This is a genomic window from Trichloromonas sp., from assembly GCF_041583255.1.
Classification (GTDB): Bacteria; Desulfobacterota; Desulfuromonadia; order Desulfuromonadales; family Trichloromonadaceae; genus Trichloromonas.
In genome coordinates this window covers 1-5562 of the sequence record NZ_JBFHGD010000213.1, presented here as the reverse complement: position 1 = coordinate 5562, position 5562 = coordinate 1, and the positions used below count along the sequence as shown (strand labels likewise).

Here is a 5562-nt window from a genome sequence, read left to right as displayed (position 1 = left end):
GGGGGTGTAGCGCTGCGAGACGGGGGGGTCGCTGACAAAAACCGAAACGCCATTGCCACGCAATTGAAAGGACAGATTCTTCCCACCTGGGGACACCAGCACCCGCCCTGGCTGCATGAGATCCCCGGACTTGGCTTCCGTGACTTCAAGAGCACAGAACTTATTCAGGCGCTCGGCAAACGCCTTGGTGAAAACCGGCGGCATGTGCTGTGAAATGGCGATCCCGATCGGCAGTGGCGAATTAATCGCGGAAAGCAGGGCCTGCAGAGCCGGCGGTCCGCCTGTCGATGCGCCGATGACAACCTGGTTGATCTGTTTTCCGCCGCGTCGCCTGAGAATATTTTCAAACGGTGTGACCGATGAATCTGCTCCGCTGTTATCGGCAGCCCGCTTGATGATTTTACCCATATCGGCACTGGAGGCATCAAGGACTTTCGTAACCAAGTCATCTCTGATATTGGCTAAATCGGGGGATATTTTACTGGTAGGCTTGGCGACGAAATCAACCGCACCAAATTCAAGGGCCTTGAATACACTGTCGTTATCCGCGCGGGCCGAGACGACAATTATCGGAGTCGGACGATTCTGCATGACGATCCGCAGAAAGGCAAAACCGTCAAGTCGCGGCATCTCCAAGTCAAGAGTAACCAGGTCTGGCTGAAGGTCAAAAAACTTGCGCAGCCCCTCCTCGCCGTTGCAGGCATAGCCAACAACTTCAACGCCAGGAATCGTTTCCAGCAACCTGATAATAGTACGCCTGTTGTATGCCGAATCGTCGACAACCAGCACCCTGGTCTTTTTGGTCATGGCTTGCCCTCCCCGCTCAGGCTGAGAGCCGGTCGCTGGTAAACCATGTCATGCTGGAAATGCCGCAATTCAAAGGCATTGGAAATGTTCATCAGGGATTCGGAGTGCCCGAGGAGCAAAAAACCCTCTGGCTTCAGGCGGCCGTGAAAGCTCTCGATGACTTTCTTTTTGGCGGCCATATCAAAGTAGATGATCACGTTGCGGCAGAAAATGATATCGACCTTGCCCAACAAGGCGACCCTAGGCAGATCGAAAAGATTCAAGTGACTGATTGAGACCAGATTTTTTACCCGATCGCAAATGCGATACTTCCCATCAACTTCAGTGAAAAATCTTTTTTGGTATAAGGGATCCGTGGATCGAAAAGACGACTGGCCATAGATCCCCTTGCGGGCAATCTGGAGGACCCTCTGACTGATATCTGTGCCGATAATATCGATTTGCCAGTCGTTGAACATCGGCATGTCGAGCATCAGCATGGCGATCGTGTAAGGTTCTTCCCCACTCGAACACCCCGCACTCCAGATGCGGATCTTCCTGTCCCCCGTTTTTTCTTTTTTTTCACGCAGTTCTGGAAGGATTTCTTTCGCAAAGGTCTTCAGCTGAAAATCTTCCCGAAAAAAATAGGTTTCATTGGTGGTCAGAGTGTTGATTACCTCTGTAAATTCCTGATCCTTGTTCTTGTTGTAGCGAAGATAATAGTAGTAGTCCTTATAGCTCTTCAATTGGAGTGCCTGCAGCCGTTTACTCAAACGGCGCTCAAGCAGGTATTTCGAATCCTGATTGAAATGAAGACCGCTATGCTGGTAGACGAGGTCGCGTATCTGACGGAAATCCTCATCATTCATGGCTATGTCGGGGGAAAGAAAAAGCATTTAAGCCAATCCCCCTTGACTCTTGTGGCTATTCAGCATCGCTTCGAGCTGCTGACGAACCAGGGCTTCGCCTTCGACAACCAGGCGGTCCTCTATAACCTGGAGATATCCGGGATAATCAAGCGATTCGAGGGCCCGTGCATAGTTCAGACGGACTTCCCAGTGGTCGTGGTTGAGCAGGACGTCGGTCATCGATGCCAGCCAATCGCGCCGTCCCGTGGCGACCAATTGCTGCAGCGCCGCATCGACAACCTCCTGATCATCGTGATAGAGAGAGGCAATCAGCAGAGGAAAGGCCGCCTCGGGGTCGAGTTCAGCCAACGCTTCCAGGGCAGCAATGCAAACCAGTCCGATCGGGTCGCCGAGAGCCTCCTTGATCAGGGAGACAGAACGTTTTGCCTTGATCTTGCCCAGACTGCGGATAACAGTAGCGCGTACCCACAAATCTTCATCGAACAGTGCCAACGCGAGCGCGTCCACCGACTGCGGTTTCTTGATCGTCCCCAAGGCTTCAGCGCCGCCACGGCGCACCTCGGAATCCTCATCGGTCAATGCCAGCATCAGTACATCAAGATGTTCATCCGCAGGATTGCTTCCGAGGGCATTGACGGCGGCGCGACGAACCATGGATGACTCATCTTTAAGCGCCAAATCCAGGAAGTTTTCGATGGATTTGTAATTTATTCGTCCCAGCACCCCAATGGCAGCGGCGCGGATTTCGGCATCTTCATCTTCGACCAGCGGACTCAGTGCTGCAACGATTTCATCCGGCCAGGCAGAGGCCAGCGCTATCAGCGAATTTTGTGCTACTGTCATCGTTTCCGGCGCGGCCCCCTGCAGCATTTCGACGAGACAGGGAACAGCCGCAACTTCGTTGAGACGGCCAAGAGCCTGGGCACAGGACATGCGCAATGTCAGATCTTCGGAGGACAGTCCGGAAAGAAGCGCGGGCACGGCTTCTGTACAGCCGGTTTCGCCAGCAAGGTAACTTATGTAGGCGCAGGTGCGGTGATCAGATGCAGACCATTTGTCGAGCAGCGATACGATTGCAGGGCGTCCCAGAGCAATCAGGGCGCTGGCCACCTCCTGTTGCAGCTCTTCGTCGTCCAGCATCGCCAGCAGAGGTGGGGCGCTGCAGAGGTTCGCCGTCAAAGGAATCAGCTTGAGAGCTGCCCTGACAACGGCAAGGCTACCGGCATGCAGCAAGTCGGTCAGAGCCGGCGCAGTTGCGTCATCCGTGCGCAGCAAGTCGGACACGCGTTCCGGTTGGGCCAGGGACAGAGGCGCCAGCGACAGGGCCGCAGCTTCGCGCACATTGCGCATTCGATCGCTCAAGCCTTCGACCAGCAAGGGGATCCCATCTTCGATATTCGCCCGGCCAATACATTCAAACAACGCCTGGCGCAGCAGGGGGTCTTCTTTGTAGGGGAGGATTTTGTCTATGGGGATGGCTTTACCTATTTTGCCCAAAGCTTCAAGGATGGTGAATCGCATCAACAGATCGGCGTCGGACATGGCGTCAAGTAGAGCGGAAACTGCATCGACCGCACCGATTTTTCCGAGATTTTCAGCTGCCGCAGCTCTTACGTTGCGGTCATCATCCGACATGGCAGCGATCATTGCGGCAGTACTTGCCGTATCACCGATGTCACCGAGGATATCGAGAACGAACTTGCGAACATCGTGGTCAATAGACTGTAACTCTTCCAGCAGCACCGGCACGGCCTGCCGGTTCAGTTGCACAAGGATATCGACCGCTATATTGCGAAGACCGGCGTTATCCTGGGAATGAAGCAGTTCCACGATGTCACCTGCCAACTCTCCGGCGCGGGGAAGGGAAAGGAAGGTTTCCGCGGCTTCCTTGCGAACCCTCCAACTGGAATCCCCCATCGCCTGGTAAAGCAGAGAGATGATCAGATCTGAACCGAAGCTTGCGAACTCCCTGACCGCCTGAACACGTTCTTCTTCCTTGTGTGATTCCAGCCTTTTTTTCAGTAATTCTTCAATATCCACAAACATCCCCTGAAATTCATGCTTGAACCATCCTGCCGAACAGGACCCCTGATGACAGTGCAGAAGTGACAAGCAACGACCATCATCAGACTAATCCTGTTAAGGCAACGGACTAGCCGTTGCCGCCCCCGAGAGCCTGAGGCGATATTTTTTTCAAATCAATGATTTCATCAGAAGACAATATCTTTGCCAAATCGATCAACATGACCAGGTCACTTTCCCGCTGACAGACGGCCATAAAAAATTCGGCTCCCTTACCTTTGACAAACTCGGGAGCGGGCCTCACTTCGTGACGAAGATAACGACGCACTTCTGTCACCTCATCGACCATAAGCCCGACAAATTTTTCAGAAATGGCGCAGATTACTATCCTGGTCTTTCGATCTATCGGGGTGGCCGGCAGATCAAAGCGCTTTCTGAGGTCGACAACCGGTATGACCGTGCCCCGCAGATTAATCATGCCATCTACAAAAGCTGGGGCTCTCGGTACAGAAGTTAATTTCTGCGGCCGGATGATCTCCTTGATGCGCATGATATCCAGCGCATACATCTCAGAGGCAAGCCTGATGCATGCGAACTGGATCTCCTGGCGCCCTTCTGCTTCGGATGAATCTGGGCGGTTCAATGCCAGCAGACTCATTTGGCCAGGAATCGCTGTATTGTTTCAATGACCATGGCTGACTTGAACGGCTTGGTGATATACCAGTCGGCACCGACCTTCTCTCCGCGCACCATGTCTTCCCGGCTTTTCTTGGCCGTCAGCATGATCACGGGAATATGCCGGGTGGCCGGATCGCTTTTTATCCGACGACAGACCTCAAAGCCGTCGATCTCCGGCAGCATGATGTCCAGCAGGATCAGATCGGGCTGTTCCTCGGCAACAGACTCCAAGGCCGCCTTGCCATTGGGTACCCCTTTAACCTCAAAACCTTTTGAAATCAGCAGGATACTTTCCAGCTTAAGAAGGCTTTCCTCATCTTCGACGATAAGGATTTTTTTCTTGTTCACTGGTACACTCCTTTCCATTTGTCAAGCAAGCTCTGGGTTCAGAACATTTTTCAAGTTCAACCGGATCAGCATCCGCCCCTGATAACGACCGATACCTGATACAAATTCCCGTTTTAAACCGGACAGAACCGCCGGCGGCGGCTCAATTTTTTTCTCATTAATCTTAACCACCTGAGTGATGCTATCTACCAGCAGGCCAATCATTTTATCTTCGTGTTGGCAGACAATGACCCGTGACAGCTGGCTTATCTCGACTTCTCCAAGTCCGAGTCGGCAAGAAAGGTCATACACGGGAACGATGATGCCGCGCAACGAGATTATCCCCAGCATAAACCCGGGGACCCGAGGAATATCTGTAACCTCACGAGGTTTAATTATCTCATTTACTGATTCAATGTCTATAGCGTACTCTTCGCTGCACAGTGAAAAAGTCAACCATTGCCGAGAATTGGACTTTTCTTCGAGCTGCTTTCTGGTGATATCATGACGATTGCCCTCTTCGACCAGATCAATCTGAAATGGGCAGTCAAACAGTTCCTGTATGGCATCCGTGCATGATTGTATTTGAGCGGCCGGCATTACAGTTGGTCCAGCCGCCTGCGGCATGGGAGGATGCTCGGCTACGGGTACGCCCTGGATCGAAGGGGCCGATTTTTGAGCTACGCGACCGACATCGGCATCGTTCTTTTTCTGGGTCTTGGCTTTTTTACGGATATCTGCGAGATCCATTGTAGGCTTCCGTTTTTTCGGTTCAAGAAGACAGAGACAATTCCGCCATGATGGATCGGATGATTTCTGGGCCGATCGGTCTGACTTCCCGGCCAAAACCTTCCAGCAGAGCCAGGGAGGCCGCGTGGTT

6 protein-coding genes are annotated in these 5562 nt (G+C 52.8%); all 6 read right to left on the bottom strand.

All coding sequences use genetic code 11. The features are described from left to right. The coding region (locus tag ABYV89_RS13990) for a chemotaxis protein CheB (RefSeq protein ID WP_432823561.1) at positions 1 to 807 on the bottom strand (807 nt) is incomplete at its 3' end. Then, a complete protein-coding gene (locus ABYV89_RS13985) occupies positions 804 to 1682 on the bottom strand; it encodes a CheR family methyltransferase (RefSeq protein WP_432823560.1) in 879 nt (292 codons plus the stop codon). The genes ABYV89_RS13990 and ABYV89_RS13985, both read right to left, overlap by 4 nt. After that, entirely contained in the window at positions 1683 to 3695 is a 2013-nt protein-coding gene (locus tag ABYV89_RS13980; RefSeq protein WP_432823559.1) for a HEAT repeat domain-containing protein, read from the bottom strand. It lies immediately after the preceding gene. Between the two features lie 112 nt (positions 3696 to 3807). Further along, positions 3808 to 4335, bottom strand: a complete 528-nt coding sequence (locus tag ABYV89_RS13975; RefSeq protein ID WP_432823558.1) for a chemotaxis protein CheW — start codon at positions 4333 to 4335, stop codon at positions 3808 to 3810. After that, complete coding sequence (locus ABYV89_RS13970) at positions 4332 to 4703, bottom strand: response regulator (RefSeq protein WP_432823557.1); 372 nt, start codon at positions 4701 to 4703, stop codon at positions 4332 to 4334. The genes ABYV89_RS13975 and ABYV89_RS13970 overlap by 4 nt, the downstream gene beginning before the upstream one ends. Before the next feature lie 21 nt (positions 4704 to 4724). Next, on the bottom strand, positions 4725 to 5432 hold the full coding sequence (locus ABYV89_RS13965; RefSeq protein WP_432823556.1) for a chemotaxis protein CheW: 708 nt from the start codon (positions 5430 to 5432) through the stop codon (positions 4725 to 4727). Between the last annotated feature and the right edge of the window lie 130 nt (positions 5433 to 5562).